This is a genomic window from Planobispora longispora (assembly GCF_016863135.1).
Classification (GTDB): Bacteria; Actinomycetota; Actinomycetes; order Streptosporangiales; family Streptosporangiaceae; genus Planobispora; species Planobispora longispora.
This window is the reverse complement of the sequence record NZ_BOOH01000106.1, coordinates 1-852: the sequence shown is the minus strand read 5'-3', so window position 1 is coordinate 852 and position 852 is coordinate 1. Positions and strand designations below refer to the sequence as shown.

The 852-nt window shown below is 70.0% G+C and carries 1 protein-coding gene; it reads left to right on the top strand.

From position 1 onward, the window contains the following. Positions 1 to 852 (top strand): succinate--CoA ligase subunit alpha (sucD, locus tag Plo01_RS39805; protein ID WP_239317981.1); only part of this gene is annotated, 852 nt, incomplete at both ends.

Genomic DNA, 852 nt, shown 5'->3' with positions numbered 1-852 from the left:
ATCTGGCTGACCGAGAACAGCAAGATCATTGTTCAGGGCATGACCGGCGGGGAGGGCACCAAGCACACCCGGCGCATGCTGGCCTCCGGCGCCAAGGTGGTGGGCGGGGTCAACGCCCGCAAGGCCGGCACCACCCACGAGGGCCTGCCGGTCTTCGCCGCCGTGGCCGAGGCCATGGCCGCCACCGGCGCCGACGTCTCGGTGGTGTTCGTGCCGCCGGCCTTCACCAAGGACGCGGTCAAAGAAGCCATCGACGCGGCCATCCCGCTGTGCGTGGTGATCACCGAGGGCGTGCCGGTGCACGACACCACCGAGTTCTGGGCCTACGCGGCCGACAAGGGCAACGCCACCCGCATCATCGGCCCCAACTGCCCGGGCATCGCCTCGCCGGGCGCCTCCAACGCCGGCATCATCCCGGCCGACATCACCAGCGCCGGCCGGATCGGGCTGGTGTCCAAATCGGGCACGCTGACCTACCAGCTGATGTATGAGCTGCGGGACTTCGGCTTCTCCACCGCGGTGGGCATCGGCGGCGACCCGGTGATCGGCACCACCCACATCGACGCGCTGGCGGCTTTCGAGGCGGATCCGGGCACCGATGCGATCGTGATGATCGGTGAGATCGGCGGGGATGCCGAGGAGCGGGCCGCGGCCTACATCGAAAAGCATGTCTCCAAGCCGGTGGTGGCCTATGTGGCCGGGTTCACCGCGCCGGAGGGCAAGACGATGGGGCATGCCGGGGCGATCGTGTCGGGTTCGGCCGGGACCGCGCAGGCCAAGAAGGAGGCGCTGGAGAAGGTCGGGGTGCGCGTCGGCAAGACGCCCAGCGAGACCGCCCGCCTCATGCGCGAG